General features: G+C 66.3%; 19 protein-coding genes. 12 read left to right on the top strand and 7 right to left on the bottom strand.

Annotated elements, in window-relative coordinates; translation table 11 throughout:
• Nucleotides 1-20: 20 nt before the first annotated feature.
• Complete coding sequence (locus BFF94_RS25655; protein ID WP_128844321.1) at nt 21-452, bottom strand: YciI family protein; 432 nt, start codon at nt 450-452, stop codon at nt 21-23.
• Nucleotides 453-661: 209 nt separating this feature from the next.
• Between BFF94_RS25655 and BFF94_RS25660 the strand changes: the two genes are divergently transcribed.
• Complete coding sequence (locus tag BFF94_RS25660) at nt 662-892, top strand: hypothetical protein (RefSeq protein ID WP_128844324.1); 231 nt, start codon at nt 662-664, stop codon at nt 890-892.
• Between the two features lie 281 nt (nt 893-1173).
• On the opposite strand, the gene BFF94_RS25665 is transcribed toward BFF94_RS25660, so the two are convergent.
• From BFF94_RS25665 to BFF94_RS25675, 3 genes are all read right to left on the bottom strand, one after another.
• Nucleotides 1174-2601 carry an MFS transporter gene (locus tag BFF94_RS25665; protein WP_219140001.1) on the bottom strand — a complete coding sequence of 476 codons (1428 nt, stop codon included), beginning with the start codon at nt 2599-2601 and terminating at the stop codon, nt 1174-1176.
• A gap of 161 nt (nt 2602-2762) precedes the next feature.
• On the bottom strand, nt 2763-3524 hold the full coding sequence (locus BFF94_RS25670; protein ID WP_128844327.1) for an ABC transporter permease: 762 nt from the start codon (nt 3522-3524) through the stop codon (nt 2763-2765).
• A gap of 3 nt (nt 3525-3527) precedes the next feature.
• Nucleotides 3528-4472 carry an ABC transporter ATP-binding protein gene (locus BFF94_RS25675; RefSeq protein WP_128844330.1) on the bottom strand — a complete coding sequence of 315 codons (945 nt, stop codon included), beginning with the start codon at nt 4470-4472 and terminating at the stop codon, nt 3528-3530.
• Between the two features lie 435 nt (nt 4473-4907).
• Between BFF94_RS25675 and BFF94_RS25680 the strand changes: the two genes are divergently transcribed.
• The 9 genes from BFF94_RS25680 (at nt 4908) to BFF94_RS25720 (ending at nt 14296) form a co-directional block, all read left to right on the top strand.
• Complete coding sequence (locus BFF94_RS25680) at nt 4908-5204, top strand: cupin domain-containing protein (RefSeq protein WP_128844332.1); 297 nt, start codon at nt 4908-4910, stop codon at nt 5202-5204.
• Nucleotides 5205-5821: 617 nt separating this feature from the next.
• Complete coding sequence (locus BFF94_RS25685; protein ID WP_128844335.1) at nt 5822-7435, top strand: DUF2957 domain-containing protein; 1614 nt, start codon at nt 5822-5824, stop codon at nt 7433-7435.
• Nucleotides 7436-7506: 71 nt separating this feature from the next.
• Nucleotides 7507-8760, top strand: a complete 1254-nt coding sequence (locus BFF94_RS25690; RefSeq protein WP_219140002.1) for a DUF2957 domain-containing protein — start codon at nt 7507-7509, stop codon at nt 8758-8760.
• A gap of 70 nt (nt 8761-8830) precedes the next feature.
• Nucleotides 8831-9655: an OmpW/AlkL family protein gene (locus BFF94_RS25695; protein WP_128844338.1), complete on the top strand. Its 825-nt coding sequence runs from the start codon at nt 8831-8833 to the stop codon at nt 9653-9655.
• 120 nt (nt 9656-9775) lie between these two features.
• Nucleotides 9776-10279, top strand: coding sequence for a PraA/PraB family alkane oxidation protein activator (locus BFF94_RS25700; protein ID WP_128844341.1), 504 nt, complete (start codon nt 9776-9778; stop codon nt 10277-10279).
• Between the two features lie 321 nt (nt 10280-10600).
• Nucleotides 10601-11719 carry a hypothetical protein gene (locus BFF94_RS25705; protein WP_128844344.1) on the top strand — a complete coding sequence of 373 codons (1119 nt, stop codon included), beginning with the start codon at nt 10601-10603 and terminating at the stop codon, nt 11717-11719.
• A 352-nt stretch (nt 11720-12071) separates the two neighbouring features.
• Nucleotides 12072-13214: an MGDG synthase family glycosyltransferase gene (locus BFF94_RS25710; protein ID WP_128844347.1), complete on the top strand. Its 1143-nt coding sequence runs from the start codon at nt 12072-12074 to the stop codon at nt 13212-13214.
• Nucleotides 13211-13705, top strand: coding sequence for a hypothetical protein (locus BFF94_RS25715; RefSeq protein ID WP_128844349.1), 495 nt, complete (start codon nt 13211-13213; stop codon nt 13703-13705). Before BFF94_RS25710 ends, BFF94_RS25715 begins: the two co-directional genes overlap by 4 nt.
• A 6-nt stretch (nt 13706-13711) precedes the next feature.
• On the top strand, nt 13712-14296 hold the full coding sequence (locus BFF94_RS25720) for a dual specificity protein phosphatase family protein (protein ID WP_128844351.1): 585 nt from the start codon (nt 13712-13714) through the stop codon (nt 14294-14296).
• Nucleotides 14297-14383: 87 nt separating this feature from the next.
• On the opposite strand, the gene betA is transcribed toward BFF94_RS25720, so the two are convergent.
• Genes betA through betI form a run of 3 tightly spaced genes read right to left on the bottom strand, consistent with a single transcriptional unit; the run spans nt 14384 to nt 18187 of the window.
• Nucleotides 14384-16084 carry a choline dehydrogenase gene (gene betA, locus BFF94_RS25725; protein ID WP_128844353.1) on the bottom strand — a complete coding sequence of 567 codons (1701 nt, stop codon included), beginning with the start codon at nt 16082-16084 and terminating at the stop codon, nt 14384-14386.
• Between the two features lie 16 nt (nt 16085-16100).
• Nucleotides 16101-17570 carry a betaine-aldehyde dehydrogenase gene (gene betB, locus BFF94_RS25730; protein WP_219140003.1) on the bottom strand — a complete coding sequence of 490 codons (1470 nt, stop codon included), beginning with the start codon at nt 17568-17570 and terminating at the stop codon, nt 16101-16103.
• Nucleotides 17571-17602: 32 nt separating this feature from the next.
• Nucleotides 17603-18187: a transcriptional regulator BetI gene (gene betI / locus BFF94_RS25735; RefSeq protein ID WP_128844356.1), complete on the bottom strand. Its 585-nt coding sequence runs from the start codon at nt 18185-18187 to the stop codon at nt 17603-17605.
• 720 nt (nt 18188-18907) lie between these two features.
• Between betI and BFF94_RS25740 the strand changes: the two genes are divergently transcribed.
• Both BFF94_RS25740 and BFF94_RS25745 read left to right on the top strand, forming a co-directional pair.
• Nucleotides 18908-19810 (top strand): alpha/beta fold hydrolase, encoded by a 903-nt coding sequence (locus BFF94_RS25740; RefSeq protein WP_128844358.1) that lies wholly within the window; start codon nt 18908-18910, stop codon nt 19808-19810.
• A 67-nt stretch (nt 19811-19877) separates the two neighbouring features.
• Entirely contained in the window at nt 19878-20447 is a 570-nt protein-coding gene (locus tag BFF94_RS25745; protein ID WP_128844361.1) for a methyltransferase family protein, read from the top strand.
• Nucleotides 20448-20450 lie beyond the last annotated feature (3 nt).

The following is a 20450-nucleotide window of genomic DNA, read 5'->3' on the forward strand; positions in this document are numbered from 1 at the left end:
ACCGTCGGACGCCGCTCGACTTACACGTGCTTCCCGGCCTCGACTTCTGCACGCATCCGCGCTTCCTGCTCCTGCAGCTCGGGGGTGAGTGCAGCGCCGAAATCCTCGGGCGAAAAGATTTGTCGGATCTCGATGTCCGATTCGACGGGCATCGGGTTCGGGCAGCGCTTCACCCATTCGACGGCTTCGTCCATCGATTTCACTTCCCACAGCCAGTAGCCGGCGATGAGTTCCTTGGTTTCGGCGAACGGGCCGTCGATGACCGTCCGATCCTTGCCGGAGAAGTGCACGCGCTTGCCGCGCGAACTCGGATGCAGTCCCTCGCCGGCGAGCATCACGCCGGCTTTCACGAGCGCTTCGTTGTACTGGCCCATTGCGGCCAGCAGTTCGGTATCGGGCATCGCGCCCGATTCGGAAATGGCGGTTGCCTTGACGATTACCATGACGCGCATTGCTGTTTCTCCTTGAATGGGAGTGGACGGGCGCCGCCGGCCGTGCCGACGGCAAAACGATCGGTTACGACAACACGACGCGCGGGAGCGACGCGAATCGACATCGTGCGCGAAGAAATTTCGATGCCGGGCGAACCGACGGGCGCTGCTGCCGAGCGCGCCACCAAAACTGGTATGCTGATCCTCACCACGTCTACGCGGAGGATGCCATGGCTGCTAAAGAAGTCTCGAAGAAGAAATACCTGAAAATCCTGAACAAACGCTTGCGCGCCGAGCCAGCGGCCCCGGCCGGTGCGTCGTTCGTCTTTTTCCCGCTGGGCGCGAAGGCGAAGCACGCGACGGGCGTCGGGTCCGGCGACACGCTCAGCAAGCGCGAGCTGGCGGTGATGGCCGCGGTCCAGCGCAAGGCGGCCGAAGAGTTCGTCGTCGCCGGCGACTGACCGGCACCTGCTGTACCGCCATGGGGTTGCCGCCCGCGTGCGTCACGCGGCGGCGGCCTCGCAATGCGTGATCGCGCCGGCGAGCACGCGCGGGCAGTGGGGGCGAGACAGCACCGTCGAGTGATCGCTGCGACGCACCAAGCAAGGTGCCGCGCGCGAACCGGTGCGTCGATGCAGTCTGGTAGCGTCGCTCCGGACGTGAGGCCGTCTGTTCACGCAGCGGCCGGGAATGGCGCTGAACGCGCGCCCGGCCTGAAACAAACCCCCACAAGGCCCGGCAATCAGGACGTTTTGTCCGCCGCTGCCGCCGCCGGATACCGGCCGCCGCCACCCGCTTCGTCACCCGCCGCGAGCTGTTCCAGCGCGAGACCCTTCGTCTCGATCCCGAGCGTCCACACGGCGATCGCGGCCGCGACGAACGACAGCGCGCCGAGCGTGAACACACCGCCCTGGCCGAACACGGGCAGCACGACGCCGACCACGTAAGGCCCGATCAGCGAGCCGACGCGCCCGATCGCCGACGCGAAGCCCGAGCCCGTCGCGCGCGCGCCGGTGCCGTACAGCTCGGGCGTGTACGTGTACAGCGCGGCCCACATCCCGAACAGGAAGAACTGCATCGCGAGGCCCGTGCCGATCAGCAGCGTCATGCTGCCGCCGTACAGCGCGCTCTGGCCGTAGGCGAACGCCATCGCGCCGCCGCCGATCAGCGACGCGATGCAGGTCGGCTTGCGTCCCCAGCGTTCGACGAGCCATGCGGCGCACAGGAAGCCCGGCACGCCGCCGAGCGAGATCAGCACCGTGTAGAACACCGATTTCGTGACCTCGAAGCCGGCCTGCTGCAACAGCGCGCCGAGCCACGACGTGAGGCCGTAGAAGCCGAGCAGCGCGAAGAACCACAGCAGCCACACCATCACCGTGCGGCGTCGGTACACGCCGCTCCAGATCTCGCGCAGCGCGCCGCGCCCGTGTGCGGCCGCCGGTTCGGCGAGCCGCGACGGCGGCGGCAGCGTCGTGATGCCGGCCGAGCGCATCACCTTCGCCTCGATCGTGTGCATCACCGTGTCGGCTTCCGTGTGCCGGCCCGCATGCTCGAGCCAGCGCGGCGATTCCGGCACGATGCGGCGCACGACGAGCACGAACACGGCGGGAATCGCGAGCAGCGCGAACACCGTGCGCCAGCCGAACTGCGGTAGCACGAAGTACGCGACGACACCGGCCGTGATGAAGCCGAGCGGCCAGAAGCCGTCCATCAGCGCGATCAGTCGGCCGCGCTTCTCGGCCGGCACGAATTCGGACAGCAAAGTCTGCGCGACCGGGAATTCCATCCCCATCCCGATGCCGAGCAGCACGCGGTAGACGATCAGCGCGTCGACGCTCTGCGCGGTCGAGCACAGGTACGACGCGGCGCCCCACAGCACCATGCTCCACTGGAACACGGGCCGGCGGCCGAAGCGGTCGGCGAGCAGGCCGGCGACGGCCGCGCCGAGCACCATCCCGAAGAAGCTCGCGCTTGCGACGAGGCCGGCGGCCGCGGTCGACAGCCCGAACTCCTTGCGGATCGAGCCGAGCACGAAGGTCATCGTGCCGAGGTCGACCGAGTCGAAGAAGAACGCGATCGCGATGATGAAGAAGATCCGCTTGTGATAGCCGGAGAACGGCAGGCGTTCGAGCCGGGCGGCGGCGGAGGCGGGAGCGGTGGCGGCGGGCATGGCGTCCTCTGAAATGAAAAAGGGCCTCGCAGCGCATGCTCCAAGGCCCCGATGCTTCGGTATTCAGTAGACGCGACCACAAAATGGCACATCAGAGGAAAAACGCCGCCTGCTTGCCCAAATGCGTCATCGGCGGGCGGCGCGGGACGAGCCCGTTTGCGTCAGTTCTTCAGCTTGTATCCGGTGCGGAACATCCACGCGACGATCGCGAGCAGGATCACGAGGAACAGCCCGGTCGCGGCGAGGCTGATCCACACATGCACGTCGGCGAGCCCGTAGAACGACCAGCGGAAGCCGCTGACCAGGTACACGATCGGGTTGAACAGCGTGATGATGCGCCACGCGGGCGGCAGCATGTCGACCGAGTAGAAGCTGCCGCCGAGGAACGTGAGCGGCGTGATGATCAGGAGCGGCACGAGCTGCAGCTTCTCGAAGCTGTCGGCCCAGATGCCGATCACGAAGCCGAACAGGCTGAACGTGATCGCCGTCAGCACGAGGAACAGCACCATCCAGAACGGATGGAGGATGTGCAGCGGCACGAACAGGCCGGCCGTCGCGAGGATGATCACGCCGAGCAGTATCGACTTCGACGCGGCCGCGCCCACATAGGCGATCACGATCTCCCAGTACGACACGGGCGCGGACAAAATCTCGTAGATCGTGCCCGTGAAGCGCGGGAAGTAGATGCCGAACGACGCGTTCGAGATGCTCTGCGACAGCAGCGACAGCATCACGAGGCCCGGCACGATGAACGACCCGTAGCCGATGCCGTTCACGTCGCTGATGCGCGAGCCGATCGCGGAGCCGAACACGACGAAATACAGCGACGTCGAGATCACCGGCGCGATGATGCTCTGCATCAGCGTGCGGCGCGTGCGGGCCATTTCTGCGCGGTAGATCGCGCGGATTCCATGCAGATTCATGCGTCAGGCTCCTTGCACGCCGTTGCGGCGGTTGTCGATCAGGCTGACGAAAATGTCCTCGAGCGAGCTTTGCGTCGTGTGCAGGTCGCGAAAGCCGATGCCGGCCGAGCCGAGCGCGTTGATCAGCTTCGCGATGCTCGCGTCGTCGCGCTGCGAGTCGTACGTGTAGACGAGCGCGGCGCCGTCGTCTGCGCGTTCGAGCCCGAACGGCGCGAGCGCGGACGGCATGTCGGCGAGCGGCTGCTCGAGCTGCACGGTCAGCTGCTTCTTGCCGAGCTTGCGCATCAGCTCGCGCTTTTCCTCGACGAGCACGAGCTCGCCGCCGAGGATGATGCCGATCCGGTCGGCCATTTCCTCGGCTTCCTCGATGTAGTGCGTGGTCAGCAGGATCGTCACGCCGTTTTCGCGCAGCGAATCGACGAGCTTCCACATGTCGCGGCGCAGCTCGACGTCGACGCCGGCCGTCGGCTCGTCGAGGAACAGGATGCGCGGCTCGTGCGACAGCGCCTTCGCGATCATCACGCGGCGCTTCATGCCGCCCGACAGCGTCATCAGCTTGTTGTCGCGCTTGTCCCACAGCGACAGCGCCTTCAGCGTCTTCTCGATGTACGCGGGATCGGGCGCCTTGCCGAACAGGCCGCGGCTGAACGACACGGTGGCCCAGACGGTTTCGAACGCGTCGGTGGTCAGCTCCTGCGGCACGAGGCCGATCATGTCGCGGGCCGCGCGGTATTGATCGCGGATGTCGTGGCCGCCGACCGTCACGCGGCCTTCGGTCGGCGTGACGATGCCGCAGATCGAGCCGATCAGCGTCGTCTTGCCGGCGCCGTTCGGCCCGAGCAGCGCGAAGATCTCGCCGGGGCGGATGTCGAGGGTCACGTGCTTCAGCGCCTGGAAGCCGGACGCGTAAGTCTTGGAAAGGTCGGAGACGGAAAGGATCGGTTGCATGCTCACGGATGGCACGACCGGCCGGCGCGACGGCGTGCGCCGTGCGTGCCCGCGGTCGCTGCCGCTGCGAAGCGGCCGGGATTCGGGGGCGGCATGGCGAGCGGGCGTCATGTCGAACGGCGTTGGGGTGCGGGATCGCGGGACCGCCATATTAGCAATCGGCAGATGGAAATGCATTCTGATGGAAAGGGCGCGCGTTGCCGGTGCCGGATTCGCGTGAATTGACGGTACGTTGCTCAATAAAACGATGCTTTATTTGAGTTACCTGAACAATATGAGCCGTTTTCGGCGAATCGGGCTGCGATCGCGTTTCCGCGCGGCAGCGGGGCGGCCGGCCGGCCGACTGTGCCGCCCGAACGCCGTCGCGCCGTACCGGGACGGCACGCGTCGCGCTCGCGATAATGCGTTCCCTTCATCGTTCACGGAGCGGGGCGAATGTCTTTGATCGATTTCAAATTGGTTGCGGCCGCACAGGCAGTCGCGTGGAAATCCACGATCGTCGGAGAGGTCGGGCCGGCCCGGATCAAGGTGTTGCGCATGGATGCGCAGCCCTACGAAGCGGAAGTGCACGACTACAACGAGGGGCTGCTGGTGCTCGACGGCACGCTGATGCTCGAAGTCGAAGCGGAAACGGTCGTGGTCGGGGCCGGGCAGATGTATCTCGCGCGCGCCGGCACGCGCCACGCGGTGCTGCCCGGCAGCCACGGCACGCTCGCGATCATCGACGTGTAAGGTTGCGCCGCAGCATGCGTGCGGGCCGCGGAGGGCCTGCACGCCTGACTGGACGCGGGTTGGCCGTCTTCGTTCAAACGCGTGTTGGACAGCCCGGGTATTTGTCTGAGCAAATAAAATGAAGGGTGTTTGAAAAACTGTCAAATACCCCATAAGCGTTGGGATCGCGCGGTTCCGTTCGTTTGGAACTCTGCATCCATTTACTTGTTTGCATGGTCCGATCATAGTCTCGACCAACGACGCATCACGATAACGAATCAAGCGTACGTATGGAGACCACTTCATGAGACGCGTATCCGCGGGGCCAGCCGGACTGCCGTTTCCCCATTTTTCGCTGAATGCAGGCGCGACGCATGTCGCCTGCCTGCGTTGTCGCATCGCCGTGTAGCGGCGAACCACTTTCCGTTTCGATTGTTCCGACGGCGCCGTGCCGCATGACGGCGCCGCGGGAGCGCGCTTGTCTGCCGCCGCGGCGTGTGCCGCATGTGCCTGACCGGCATCGCGGCCGCCATGCGCGCACTGTCATGCGCCGCGCGTTCGTGCGACGGCGCGATACCAACCGGCGGGCCATGCAGCCCGTCCGGACGAGACTTGTCGTACCTGAAAAGGAGGGGTTGATGCTTTGTATTCCTGAATGGCGGAAAGCGATCCTGTCGTGCGCGGTATTCGCTTTGCCGTTCGTCGCCGGTTGCGGCGGCGGCGACGATCCGGGGCCGATCAACGTGCCGCAGTGCTCGGGCAGCGCATGCGGGCCGAGCGGCGCCGAAACGACGCCGCCCGTCGTGACGAAGCTGTGTCCGGACGCGCTCGATTACACGACGACCTATACGGGCGGCGCGGGCAGCGGCGAGTATGTGAAGGTGAAGTTCGACACGACGAAGCTCACTTACCAGATGCAGTTCCTCGAATCGTCGGTGCCGACCTCGGCGGGGCAGGTCAACGACACGCGCGCAGGCCTGACGATCAGCGGCGCATTCCATCATCCGGCCAATCTCCCGACCGCCGAGCAGAATCGCTGCGCGTTCGTGCTCGACAGCGGCGCGACGAGCGACGGCGCATATTCGGTGACGATCAAGCGTACCGATCCGCCGATGCTGTTCGTCGGCAATGGCGTGGTGGGCGGCGGGATTCCGGGTGCAACCATCGCGTTCGCCGGGATCGAACCGTTCCCCGGCTTCGTGCTCGGCGTCGTGCCGTCGCGCACGTTCGATTTCTATCCGTTCATCGGCTTTACCGAAACCGAAACGGATTTCGCGAAGGTCGCAGGCAACTACAACGAAGTCGGGATCCACCTGTCGCCTGTCGGCGGCAGTGCCCAGAGCAGTACGGGGGCGGTCGGCTGGGAGCCGGACGTGGTCAACTGGAACCAGACGTTCAATGCGGACGGTTCGTGCACGATAACGCCGAATAGCGACTACTCGTGCCAGACCACCGGGTCGCCGTGGACATTGCGCAAGAACGCAGACGGATCGGCCGACAACGTGTTCGTGAGCAATGCGGTGGCGAACCAGTTCGGTGCGGTCGCGTATCCGGTGGCGGGGCAGGCGCCGGGCATCGTGATCGCGACGCCGAGCCAGGCGAAGGGGATCATGATTGTCGGCAAGCTGAACGGTGTGCGGGTGCCGGTCGTGATTCGCGTGGGCTACACGCATGTCGATTCGAGCAATGCGCTCGCGTCGGTCGCCGATGCCGAAGTAGGGATCTCGATGCTCTCGTCGACCACCGCCATCGCGGCAAATTCGTTGAAGGGCGGCTTCATCGGCGCAACGAGCGCGTCCGCCTGCGGCATCGTGGCGCCCAGCACCGCGACGTTCGCGGTCGCGAACTCGGGCCCGAGTTTCAACAACAACGTGCCGCATCCGGATCTGCCCGGCAGTTTCAACGGTACCTTCTTCCTGGCGCAGGCGGGCAGCTGCAACGACGGCACCGCGGTATCGACGATCGCCGCGAACTACACGTCGACGCTGTTCCAGGGCGGCACCGCGGCGTTCATCGATCCTCAGACGTCGTCGGTGACCTCGCAGTTCGCGCTCGACTACACGCAAGCCACGCCCGGCAAGATCAAGGTCACTGCCACGCAGGATTTCAACGCGCAGGGCGCAAGCGGCAACGTGGCGATCTTCAAGAAGGGCGATACGGGCTGGATCGTGACGGCCGGCAACGTCTACGCGATGGTCGTCAACAACAGCCAGGTCAACCCGTTCTTCACGGTCGGCGCGTTCGTCCAGTAACCCTGCATCGAGCACGTAACACCGGCGGCGCACGCGTCGCCGCCGGCGAATCGAATTTCAAGAGGATTCCTATGAATTTGAAGCAATGGATGGCCGCGGCGTCGCTCGCGCCCATGCTGGCCGCATGCGGCGGCGACGGCGACCCGCCGCCCGCGCCGGTGGTCCGGCTGTGCCCGCAGACGATCGACTACAACACGGTGTTCGTCGGCGGGTCGGGCTCGGGCGAGCTCGTGAAGGTGCAGCTCGACACGACGAAGATGACGTACCGGATGACCTACCTCGCGTCGCCGGTGCCGATCACCGCAGGCACCGTGCAGCCGACGCGCGACACGGCGCCCGCCAACGTTGTCGACGGCACGCTGGCCGACGAAACGGGGCTGCCGACGGTGAAGCTGAACCAGTGCACGTTCCGGATGCAGAACGCGAGCCTCGACCCGAGCCGCCCCGCGCGGCTGTTTCTCGGCGAGGGCGTGCTGGGCGGCGCGATTCCCGGCGCGACGATCCAGTTCAACGGGGTGATCGGCGTCGGCAAGATCCCGCAGACGACGTTTCCGTACTACCCGTTCATCAGCTTCTCGTCGCTGGAAACCGACCTGACGAAGATCGCCGGCACGTACAACCAGCTCGGCTATCACCAGGTGCCGTCGCAGAACTTCCAGCCGGTGGCGCTCGACCAGAAGGTGACGATCAACGCGGACGGCAGCTACGTCGAGACCGACAACTTCGGCAAGAAGAACGGCGGGCAGCCGCTCGCGTCGAGCGCGACCGTGAACCAGCCGTTCACGCTGCGCCCGGATGCGCCGGCGTTCCAGTCGCTCGATTACCAGCCGCAGATTCCGCCGACGCTTGCCGCGCTCGATCCGGCGAAGGCAGGCAAGGGGATCCTGATCGTCGGCAAGCTGCGCAACCAGCTCGTGCCGGTCTTCATCCGCACCGGCGCCGCGAACGCGGATCTCACGCAGGGCCCGCCGAGCGCGGACGACGAATCGGGCATCTCGTTCCTGAGCCCGCAGACGGCGATCGCGCAGGGCTCGCAGAACGGCGAGTACACCGGCGTCGACAGCGCGTTCAACTACCGCGCGACCGCGCTCGTCGGCGCGCAGGCCACGCTGCTCGATCCGTTCAATGCGTCGCAGGCCGCGCTCACGCGCGCACTGAACCTCGACTTCACGCAGAAGGTGCCGGGCGTCGTCACGACCGTGCATGCGGATGCGGCGTCGGGGCCGGCGACCGGCAAGTTCGTGTTCACCGGCGGCGTATTCGGATTCCTGGACATGGCCGATACGAGCAATCCGTACTTCACGGTCGGCGCGTTCGTGCAGTGACCGCCTGGATGGAGACACGGCGGCGCCGCGCGCAGGTGCGCGGCGCCCGGACAGAATGAGGGGAGACTTCATGAAGAAGCTGATTGTCGCGGGTGTCGTCGCAGGCGTGTCGACGCTCGCATCGGCCCAGCAGGCGGGCGACAACGTCGCGACGCTGGGCTGGCTGCACATCATGCCGCAGGATTCGACCAACGGGTTGACGACGAATCTCGCAAGCATGCCGATCAACGGGCCGCTGCGCCTGCCCGGGTCGTTCACGTCGCCGGGCACGAGCCTGACGGTCAACAACGCCGATACGGTCGGCCTCACGCTCACGCATTTCTTCACCGACCACATCGCGGTGACGTCGGTGCTCGGGGTGCCGCCCGAGTTCACGCTGACCGGGCACGGCGTGATCCGGCCGCCGGGCCCGGCCGGCTCGCTCGGCAATGTCGACATGGACAAGTCGGCGAACCAGCCGGCCGTGAAGAACGCGCGGCAGTGGAGCCCCACGATCATCCTGCAGTACTACTTCAATGCACCGACGGCGAAGTTCCGCCCGTTCGTCGGGATCGGCGTGGCCTATAGCTGGTTCAGCAACATCGAACTGAACGGCAACTTCGCGAAGGACATCAACGAGAACCTCGGCAGCGTACTCGCGGCCGGCGCCGGCAAGCCGGGGCCGACGTCGGTGGAGGGCAAGGCGTCGTCGTCGTTCACGCCGGTCTACAACGTCGGCGCGAGTTACGCGATCGACAAGCACTGGGGGCTGACGGCGACGCTGACGTACATGCCGCTGAAGACCTACTCGTCGCTCGTGATCAGGGCGGCCGACGGCTCGACGCTCGCGACCACGCGCACGCGGCTGAAGGCCGATCCGCTGATCACGTTCGTCGGGATTTCCTACAAGTTCTGAGCTGCCGGCGCGCTTGACGCGCGCCGGCGGCTTCCTGCGACCGGCCGACCGTGCCGTTACGGCCGGGTGGTCGCGTTCCTGGCGGCGTGCCGCCATTTGTGAAGAGAGGGGGCAGTTCAAATGAGCATTCGCAAAATCGTATCGCTTGTTGCTGCAGTGGCATTCACCGCGGTTTCGGCCGCGCCTGCTTTCGCAGTGACCGTTTCGCGTGTCGACGGGCAGCCGATGAACCCGAACGGCGAGCCGTTCTCCGTGTCGGGGCTCACGAACCTCAGCAAGGGATCGATCAGCGCGTCCTGCAACGCGACGTTCAACGGCACGATCACGTCGACCGGTATCGTCAACATCACGTCGACGCAGTTTACCGGCGGCGCCACGTGCGGCCTGATCAGCGGCACGGCGAGCAGCACGTCGCCGTGGACGGGCCAGGCCGACAGCACGACGCAGTTGTCGATCAACAACGTGCACGTGAACGTCGCGCTGCTCGGCCCATGCGGCCCGAGCAAGGTGGTGACGGCATGGAGCGATCCGAACTCGTCGCTGACGTTCAATAACTCCGCCTTGACGCCGAATTGCACGGTGTCCGGCACGGTCACGACGTCGCCGAAGTTCCACGTGCAGTAAGCGTCGCGGATCGAAGCGGGTACCCGCCGCGCGCGCGGGCCGTGCGGCAAGCGCGGCGGGTTTCCGCAGCTTCGATGGGTTCGTGCCGTCGCGTGTATCGGTGCGGCGGCCGGATTCATTCGGCAGGGCGGTCGCTTTCCAGGCGGCAGGCCGCCATCCATCAAGCATTCATGTCGTCGCGCGTATCGGCGCGACGGCGAGCTGGCCGCACGCGTCGCGATCCGATGCGCGTGGCCTTGCGGGGTCGGCGCGGCATACCGCGCCATCCGATTCGACTGAAGTACCACTATTCCAACTCACCAGAACCATCCCGGACGGCCCATGCTTACCGATCCAGCAAAGTATGGCGATGCCCGCGGCGCGACGCCTGACCGGCTGCGCACGGCCGCGTGGTTGCGGTACCTGATCGAACATCTCGATGCTGCCGCTCGCGCGGCGGCGGGCGACGTTGGCGACGCGTCCGTCGTCGCGTCACACACGATACGCATGCCGGCAGGCATGAGCCTGGCTCGCGATGCAGCGGCCGTGCTCTACCGGCTTGTACCGTGGATCGCAATGGATGGCGGCGGCTGCGCATGCGATCCGACCGACCCGCTCGGCGCGTGCTCGCATGTGCCTTCCGCGCAGCAGCTTGCCGAAGCCGAACGCTGCTGCCCCGGCTCGCGCGCCGTGTTCGAAGCCGCGCACGGCGTGGTCGATGCGTGCGCATTCGACGATCCCGATGTCGGCTGGGCCGCGCTCGAGCGGATTGCCGGCGGCGTCGAATGCAACGGCGACGATGCCGGCGAACGCATCGCACATGAAAATGGCGGGCACGGCGAGACGCCGCCTGCGAAGAACCTGAGAGAAAGGCTGACCGTTATCGCGGCAACGAATGCGGAAACATCGGCCCGGCCCGGCGCCATCATCGACGCGATCGTGCTGCGCGCGTGCGGCCCGCGCGACGACGCATCGCGCATCGACGAGATGGCCGCGCTCGCGATGTTCTCGGCCGCGCTCGCCGCCGGTAACGGGATTTCCGTTGCCGCGTACGGCGGTCGGCACAACCTCGTCGCGCGGGCAATCCGCGCGCATCGCGCCGATCTCGCGTCGGCGGACGGGCTGCTCGCGGCGCTATCCGTGTGCAGGCTCGACCAGCTCGTCGGCGCGGGCAGCTTCTGGGCTTACTACCTGCTGGCGGGCATCGTGATCGCGGCGCCGGACTCGGTGCGGGAGATCGGTGGCCGCTTTCACGGAGACACATGGCGGACGTGGCTCGATGACGTGCTCGCGTGGCCGGCGCTCAGCCGCTTCGGGCCGAAGGAGGATGTCGCGTTCGACCGCCTGCGCGACGCGATGAGCCTGACGTCCCGGTCGAACCCGATCGTCCGCGCAAAGCGGATGCGGACGCGGGCCGTGGCGATGACCCGGTTCGGCGAACACGGGGACAAGGCCGGCTGACACACGGCCTTTGCCGAAACTGCACGAAACGACCTGCGCGCGAGCACCCCGTTCGCGCTGAAATGACCGAGCCCCGCTCGTACGCGCGAGCGGGGCGTCATGCCGTCGGCGTTTACGCTGGCCGCGCGCCATGCCAGCCTGACCGACAGCGCGGTACCGACCGATCCGGGCTGCATCGAGCGGACGCAGTATGATTCCGCAGGCGATGCCGGCGATCGATTCGGAATAACCGACCGCCCGGCGCCGCCGAAGATCCGCCAAGCTTGTTGAAAGCCGGACGCGACAGGCCGCCGCGTGAGAGCGCTGCCGCCGAACCCGCATCCGGATCACCATCATCGAAACGGTCAGTCAGATGTCAAAGCAAAGCAAGAAGATCCTCCTCCTGAGCGTCAGCGCCGGCGCCGGCCATACCCGCGCGGCCGAAGCGATCCGCGCGTTCGCCGACCACCATCCGGCCGGCGTCGAGGCCACGCACCTGGACGTGATGGATTTCGTATCCACCGGCTTCCGCAAGCTGTACACCGATCTCTACATCAAGCTCGTCAGCAGCCAGCCGGCGCTGTGGGGCTACCTGTACCAGAAGACCGACGAGGTCGATCCCGCCGCGCCGTCGCAGAAAATCCGGCGCGCGATCGAGCGGCTCAATTGCCGGAAGCTGCTCGCGGAGATCGAGCGGCAGCGCCCGGACGCGATCATCTGCACGCACTTCCTGCCGGCCGAACTGCTGTCGCGCGAGATTCGCAAAGGGCGCGTCGACACACCGGTGTGGGTGCAGGTCACCGATTTCGATCTGCACAGCATGTGGGTCGTGCCGCACATGCGCGGGTACTTCGCGGCCAACGACGAGATCGCGTGGCGCATGCACGCGCGCGGCATGGCGCCCGAGACGGTACACGTCAGCGGCATCCCGATCATGCCGGCGTTCGGCCGGCCGCTCGATCGCGCGGCCTGCGCGGCCGAGTTCGGCCTCGATCCCGCGCGACCGACGTTCCTGATGATGTCCGGCGGCGCGGGCCTCGGCGGCCTCGACGTGCTGGCGGCTCGGCTGCTGGAGATGGATGCCGATTTCCAGCTGATCGCGCTGGCGGGCAAGAACCAGGCGATGCTGGCGTCGCTGAAGGCGCTCGCCGCGCAGCATCCCGGCCGGCTGTTTCCGCAGGGTTTCACGCAGCAGGTCGAACGCCTGATGGCCTGCGCCGACCTCGTCATCACGAAGCCGGGCGGCCTGACGACGTCCGAATGCCTGGCGATGCAGTTGCCGATGATCGTCAATTCGCCGATTCCGGGCCAGGAAGAGCGCAACGCGGATTTCCTGCTCGAACAGGGCGTGGCGCTCAAGGCGATCGACGACGATGCGCTCGTCTACCGGATCCGCGCATTGCTGCAGACGCCGGAGCGCCTCGCCGACATGCGCCGCCGCCTGGCCCCGCTCGGGCGGCCGCTGGCCGGGCGCTTCGTGCTCGATCGCGTGCTGGGCCTGGAGCCGGCCGCATGAGCGTCGCGCGCTTTGTGCCGACGCGCCATACGCTGTTCGTCGTCGCGTGGGTCGTGTTGCTCGCGTTCTTTTTCGCGAACGTGGAGATCCAGATCGAAGGCAGCGCGGGCTGGGCCGCCAACCTGCCGACCTGGCGCATCGAGCATCACTGGCTGCTCGACCTCTTCTGGGGCGGGCGGCCGATGACCGGATACCACGCGTGGGTGTTCCCGTTCGTCGCGCTGTTCTTCCACCTGCCGTCCGTGTTCAACGGACGGTGGTCGTGGCGGATCGAGGCCCGCATCATCGCGTGCATCATGGTGTTCTGGCTGACCGAGGATTTCCTGTGGTTCGTGCTGAATCCGGCCTACGGTCTCGCCCGCTTCAACCCGGCCAACGTGCCGTGGCATATCCACTGGCTGGGCGTGGCCCCGACCGACTACTGGACCATGAGCGCCGCCGCGATCGTGCTGTTCGTCCTGTCCCGCGAGCGCAAGCGCGCCTTCTATTGAACCGACATGAAAATCGCCTTCATTGCCGCGATCGCCGCCACGCTTGCGGGGCTCGCGCAGCCGGCATACGCGGATCCGGCTTCCGGCGTTGCCGCCCGACCGATTCAATGGGCACAAAGCATCACCGACGCTCGCGTGAACAACCTGCATCGCATCACGCCGACGCTGTATCGCAGCGCGCAACTGTCGCGCGCGGACGTGCCGGAGTTGCAGAAGCTCGGCATCCGCAAGGTCATCAGCTTCCGCTCGTTTCACGCGGACGACAGCATCCTGGCCGGCACGCAGATCAAGATGCAGCGCATCCGGATCAACACGTGGGACATCCGCGACGAAGACATGGTCGCCGCGCTGAAGGCGCTGCGGACGGCGGACCAGGACGGCCCGGTGCTGATCCACTGCCAGCACGGCGCCGATCGCACGGGCCTCGTTTCCGCGCTGTACCGGATGGTGTACCAGGGCTGGACGCGCGAGCAGGCGCTCGACGAGCTGCAGCACGGCGGATACGGGTTCCATCCGGTCTGGCGGAACATCACGAACTACCTGCAGCACGTGGACGTCGAGCGCTTGCGGCAGGAGGTCAACGGCGGCTGACGAAGGAATGCAAAACGCCGCCGACAATCGCTGTCGGCGGCGTTTCGTCAGGACAACATCAAGGAGCGGGCGGCGCACCCGCCGCCGTCATGCCGTCTCGGGCTGCCGCACGGCCTTCGCGACATTGCGCGCCGGCGCGCCGTTCGCGACGAAGTACGGCACGTCCACCCGCGCGAGCGGCTGGCGGCCGCGGATCTTGTCGGCGATCTTCTCCGCGATCATGATCGTCGGCGCGTTCAGGTTGCCGGTCGTGATGATCGGCATGATCGACGCATCGACGACGCGCAGCCCTTCGAGCCCGTGCACGCGGCCTTCCTCATCGACCACGGCCATGTCGTCGTAACCCATCTTGCACGAGCACGACGGATGGAACGCGGTCTCCGCGCGGGTGCGCACGAACGCGTCGAGTTCCTTGTCGGACTTGCAGTCGGCGCCCGGATTCAGCTCGCGGCCGCGATAGCGGTCGAGCGCGGGCTGCCGCATGATCTCGCGCGTCGCACGGATCGCGTCGCGGAACTCGCGCCAGTCGAGCGCTTCGGCCATGTAGTTGAACAGGATGCTCGGATGCTGGTTCGGATCGCGCGAGCGCAGCTTCACGCGGCCGCGGCTCGGCGAGCGCATCGAGCCGACGTGCGCCTGGAAGCCGTGCATCTCGATCGCGTTCGAGCCGTTGTAGTTGATGGCAACCGGCAGGAAGTGATACTGGATGTTCGGCCAGGGATCGTTGTCGCGCGTGCGGATGAAGCCGCCCGCCTCGAAGTGGTTGCTCGCGCCGAGGCCCGTGCCGTTCAGCATCCATTCGAGGCCGATCTTCGGCTGGTTCCACCACTTGAGCGCCGGGTACAGCGACACGGGTTCCTTGCACTCGTACTGGATGTACATCTCCAGGTGGTCCTGCAAGTTCTGGCCGACGCCGGGCAGGTCGAGCACGACGGGAATGTCGAGTTCCTTCAGCCACGCGCCGGGGCCGACGCCCGAGCGCTGCAGCAGTTGCGGCGATGCGATCGCGCCGCTGCACACGAGCACTTCGCGGCGTGCATGCGCGGTCGCACGCTCGCTGCCGTGCAGGTACGTGACGCCCGACGCGCGCTTGCCGTCGAACAGGATGCGGTCGGCGAGCGCGTGCGTGACGATCTCGAGGTTCGGCCGCGCCTTCGCCTGGTCGAGGTAGCCGCGCGCGGTGCTCGCGCGGCGGCCCTTCGGCGTGACGGTGCGGTCCATCGGGCCGAAGCCTTCCTGCTGATAGCCGTTCAAATCATCCGTGCGCGGATAGCCGGCCTGTACGCCGGCGTCGACCATCGCCTCGAACAGCGGGTTCACGCCCGGCTTGCTGGTCGTGACCGATACGGGGCCGTTGCCGCCGTGATAATCGTTCGGGCCCACGTCGCGCGTCTCGGCCTTCCTGAAGTACGGCAGGCAGTCGAGATACGTCCAGTTCTCGAGGCCCTTGTGCGTCGACCAGTTGTCGTAGTCGAGCGCGTTGCCGCGGATGTAGCACATCCCGTTGATCAGCGACGAACCGCCGAGCCCCTTGCCGCGGCCGCATTCCATCCGGCGGTTGTCCATGTGCGGCTCGGGGTCGGTCTCGTACGCCCAGTTGTAGCGACGGCCCTGCAGCGGATAGGCGAGGGCGGCCGGCATCTGCGTGCGGAAGTCGAAGCGGTAGTCGGGGCCGCCCGCTTCGAGCAGCAGCACCGTGACGTCCGGATCTTCCGTCAGGCGCGTTGCGAGCACGTTGCCCGCGGAGCCCGCACCGCAGATGATGTAGTCGTATTCGCGTGTCGTCATGACGGGTTCTCCTTTCTTAAAACACCGGGTTGTAGCGGCCGAGCTCGACCTGTACGGATTTGATCCGAGTGTAGTGCTCGAGCGTCGTGATGCCGTTCTCGCGTCCGACGCCGGATTGCTTGTATCCGCCAACCGGCATCTCGGCCGGCGACTCGCCCCAGGTGTTGATCCAGCAGATGCCGGCTTCGAGGCGATGGATCGTGCGGTGCGCGCGCGACAGGTTCTCGGTCACGACGCCGGCCGCGAGCCCGTAGTGCGTGTCGTTCGCGCGGGCGATCACTTCGTCCTCCGATTCGAAATCGAGGATGCTCATCACCGGCCCGAAGATTTCCTCGCGGACGATCTTCATGTCGTCGCGGCAATCGCCGAACACGGTCGGCGCCACGTACTGGCCGCTGCCGAAATGGCCGTCGGTCAGGCGCGTGCCGCCCGCGAGCAGCTTCGCGCCTTCGGCCTTGCCGCTTTCGATGAAGCCGAGCACCTTGTCGAGCTGCGCGGCCGACACGAGCGGGCCGAAGTTGGTATCGGCATCGGTCGGCTTGCCGACGCGGATGCGCTTCACGCGTTCGAGCACGCGCTGCGTGAACGCGTCCTTGATCGAGCGGTGCACGAACACGCGCGTGCCGTTCGTGCAGACCTGGCCCGAGCTGAAGAAGTTGGCGGTCACCGCGATGTCGGCCGCGCGGTCGAGGTCCGCATCGTCGAACACGATCAGCGGCGACTTGCCGCCGAGCTCCATCGTCACTTCCTTCAGCGACGATGCGCCGGCCAGCGACATGACTTTCTTGCCGGTCTCGACGCCGCCCGTGAACGACACCTTCGCGATGTCCGGGTGGCCCGTGAGCAGCGCACCGACCGAGCCGTCGCCCTGCACGACGTTGAACACGCCGGCCGGCACGCCGGCTTCCGTATAGATTTCCGCGAGCTTCAGCGCGGTCAGCGGCGTGACTTCGCTCGGCTTGAACACCATCGCGTTGCCGGCCGCGAGCGCGGGCGCCGTCTTCCAGCACGCGATCTGGATCGGGTAGTTCCATGCGCCGATGCCCGCGCACACGCCGAGCGGTTCGCGGCGCGTATAGACGAACGAATCGGCGCGCAGCGGCACCTGCAGCCCTTCGATCGCGGTCGCAAGGCCCGCGTAGTACTCGATCACGTCCGCGCCGGTGACGATGTCGACGGCGAGCGTCTCGCCGATCGGCTTGCCGGTGTCGCGCGTTTCCAGCGCCGCGAGCGCATCGTTGCGCTCGCGCAGCAGGTCGACCGCGCGGCGCAGGATGCGCGAGCGCTGCATCGCGGTCAGCGCGGCCCATTCGCGCTGGCCTTCCTGCGCGGACGCGACCGCGCGGTCGACGTCGGCCGCGCTCGCCTGCTGCACCTGCGCGAGCAGTTCGCCGGTGGCGGGATCGAAGGTGTCGAAAGTCTTGCCGCTCGTGGCGTCGACGTAACCGCCGCCGATGTAGAGGCGCTGCAAACCGAATACGGACATGAGGATCTCCTTGAGGGCGAATGCGTGACGCGTCAGTCGGACGCGAGCAGCAGGTCGATGTAATCGTGGGCGAGCTTCAGTGCCGCCCGGGTGTCGATCGGGCCGCCGGCGAGTGCGCCGCGCAGCCACAGACCGTCGATCAGCGCGGCGAGGCCGCTGGCGGCTTCGCGCGCTTTCGTGCGCGGCAAGGCCTTCGCGAATTCGGCGCACAGGTTCGAATGGAGGCGCCGCGTGTTGACGTGCTGCAGGCGCTTGAGCATCGGGTCGTGCATGCTCTGCGACCAGAACGCGAGCCATGTCTTCATCACGGGCGCGCTGACCTGCGTGTCGTCGAAGTTCGCGGCGGCGATCGCGCGCAGCCGCGAACGCGGATCCTTGCGCGCCGATGCGCGGCGGCGCGTGCTGGCCGACCACAGGTCGCGCAGCACGTGCCGCATCGTCGCTTCGAGCAGGCCGTCCTTGTCGCCGAAGTAGTGGCTGACGATGCCCGTCGAGATGTTCGCGCGTTGCGCGACCGATGCGAGCGTCGTGCCGGGCAGGCCCGCTTCGTCGATCGAACGCAGCGTGGCGTCGATCAACTGCGCGCGGCGAATCTCCCGCATTCCGACTTTCGGCATCGCGACTCCCTTCGCCCGAACGGGCCCGTCCATGGAAGTCGAGAGCTTAGCGGTTTTTTATTGATCGTTCAATCAATAAAAAACCGGGGTCTGACGGCGACTGCGCGCGTTCGACGCACGTGCGAGGCGCCCGATCGTGCGATGTGCAGGTGCGGAATAATAATTGAAAGACAGTTAAGAAATCTGGAGTTTGTTTAAAACGGTTTATGAGGCGAGCAGTCAATCGAGTTAATCGTTGCAGGTTCCGAAGTGATTACGGATGGAAATAATGTTGAGATATGTGATATTCGATGAAACATAAAAGACAGGCCGCGTTGCGCCGTCACGATTCATTCATGAAAATACGTTTGAATTGGGCGATTAAAACGATTCAAACAATTGATTTTAAACAAAATTATATCGTCGTAGCGGGGTCGCATCACCATCTCGCAAACGATTGCGACTGCGCTCGCAAGGATTCCTCCTACCATAAAAAATGCGGAAATAATTTGAAATCGACGTATTTCCAGTCGAGTAGAGGGTATTGTTGGGATGACTTGAGTCAGTAATATTGTCCGTATTAGTATGGCGCCGCACTCTGAAGAATGAATCGACGCTGCCGGTATTGCCGCGGTGCATTGGCCGCGAGCGCGATTCGGGCCGCGCGCGAAACCGGCGCGTGCCATTACGCACCTGCAGCATGCCGCGACGTCGAGACGCCGCATCCACCGGAGAACGACGATGCCGACCGAAAAACACGTGGTCCCGCTGCCGAATGGTCTGAAGGTCTACGTCGAACGGAACGTGTTCGACCCGGCGTTCGACACGGCGATGCTCGTCAACGGCGCGCTCGCGACGACCGCGTCGTTCGGGCAGACCGTCCAGTATCTCGGCGAGCGGATGAACACGATCTGCTTCGACCTGCCGTATGCGGGGCAGTCGCGCCAGCACAACCCGGGCTGCTTCATCCTGACGAAGGACGACGAAGCCGCGATCCTCCAGCACCTGGTCGAGCGCTTCGCGCCCGCGTTTCTCGTGTCGGTGTCGTGGGGCGGCGTCGCATCGCTGTTCGCGCTCGCGCGCGGCTGCCCGAGCGTGCGGCGCGCGGCGATCTGCTCGTTCTCGCCGTTCCTGAACGACGCGATGGTCGACTACGTGACGCGCGCCCGCGACCACATCGCGGCCGGCGAGAACCTGAAGGCCGCGCAGTTGCTGAACGACACCGTCGGCCGCTACCTGCCGCGCATCATGAAGCTGTACAACTACCGGTATCTCACGCGCCTGCCGCGCGACGAGCAGGACCAGGTCGCGTTCCACGTCGACCAGATCCTGTCGCTGCGGCCCGAGCGCTACTTCAGCGAGTTCTCGAACATCGGCTGCGAGCTGCTGTTCCTGAACGGCGAGCGCGACGAATACACGACGCCCGCCGACGTGCGCCAGCTCGGCGCGCACGTGTCGCGCGCACGGTTCGCGACGGTGCCGGACGCCGGCCATTTCCTCGACATCGAAGGCCGCGCGCAGCGCGAACACACCCGTGCGGCGCTGCTCGATTTCTTCAGCAGCGGGTCGCCCGTCGCGGCCGGCAAGGCGCTCGCCGCCGCGCATGCGTGCGTGTCCGGGCCGATGCACGCGCTGTCGTCGTGACGCCGCACGTCGTGCGTCCGGCGCACCCGGCGCATCCGAATTCCCATCCACACGAGGCAGGCCAGCCGTGAATATCGTTCAGACCATCGCCATCGTCGTTCCTTGGGCCGCATGGCTCGCCTACTGGATCGCCACGTCGCAGGGCGTGAAGACGACCGTGCGCAAGGAGGCGTCGCGCTCGCGCACGCTGCAGTCGATTCCGCTGATCGTCGGCGGCGCGCTGATCATCCTGCCCGATCCATCGTGGCAGGCGTTCGTGCCCGACTGGCAGCGCTTCGGGCTGCAGGCTCAGTGCGGGCTCGCGGTGCTGATTGCCGGCCTGCTGTTCTCGGTGTGGGCGCGGCTGCACCTCGGCACGAACTGGAGCGTGTCGGTCACGCTGAAGGAAGACCATGAACTCGTCCGCACGGGGCCGTACGCGCTCGTGCGTCATCCGATCTACACGGGCTGCCTGATCGCGCTCGTCGGCGCCGCGCTGATCGGCGGCGAATGGCGCGGCGTGCTCGGCGTGCTGCTCGTGTTCGCGTCGCTCGCGTACAAGGTGCGCGTCGAGGAGAGCTGGCTGACCGGGTATTTCGGGCCGGCATACGCGCAGTACCGCCGCGAGGTCGCGGCGTTGATCCCCGGCTTCTACTGATAC

It is taken from the genome of Burkholderia catarinensis, assembly GCF_001883705.2.
GTDB classification, from domain to species: Bacteria; Pseudomonadota; Gammaproteobacteria; order Burkholderiales; family Burkholderiaceae; genus Burkholderia; species Burkholderia catarinensis.